Source organism: Streptomyces sp. NPDC059455, assembly GCF_042750115.1.
GTDB classification, from domain to species: domain Bacteria; phylum Actinomycetota; class Actinomycetes; order Streptomycetales; family Streptomycetaceae; genus Streptomyces; species Streptomyces endocoffeicus.
In genome coordinates this window covers 36,804-37,307 of sequence record NZ_JBHYVB010000115.1, presented here as the reverse complement: position 1 = coordinate 37,307, position 504 = coordinate 36,804, and the positions used below count along the sequence as shown (strand labels likewise).

At 76.6% G+C, this 504-nt stretch carries 1 protein-coding gene; it reads right to left on the bottom strand.

Annotation, left to right across the window (positions count from 1 at the left end; genetic code table 11):
- A partial coding sequence (locus ACFXB5_RS32945; RefSeq protein ID WP_385214781.1) for a TetR family transcriptional regulator occupies positions 1-362 on the bottom strand: 362 nt, incomplete at its 3' end.
- Between the last annotated feature and the right edge of the window lie 142 nt (positions 363-504).

Genomic DNA, 504 nt, shown 5'->3' with positions numbered 1-504 from the left:
CCCCGGTGGGTATCCACCCGCGCGCCCCGCCCCGCGCGCGGCCGGGCCAGGCTCGCCTCGCGGTCCGGGAGGCGCCCGTCCTTGCCGGGCTTGGGCGCCATGCGCTCCAGCCGCCCGGCCGCCGCGAGCGCTCCGGCGACCGCGCCGATGCGGCCCATGTGCCCGCGCACCACATCGGCCGCCTCGGCGAGCCGGTCCGCCAGCGGCTGGTCCAGGGCGATCGACTCCAGATGGGCCACGGTGTCATCGGGCCGTACGGCCTCCGCCATACAGGCCGCGAGCAGGGTGTCCTTGTCCTCGAAGACCCGGAAGATCGTGCCTTCCCCGATGCCCGCGGCTCGGGCGATCTTCGCGGTCGTCACGGAGGCGCCGTATTCGACGACGAGGGGGAGGGCCCCGGGCACGATCAAAACCCCGCCCGGGGGGGGGGGGAGTGGGGGGGCGGGGGCCCGGGGGGGGGGGGTGGGGGTTTGAGGCGAGGCTGTGATTGCGGGGAGCCTAAGG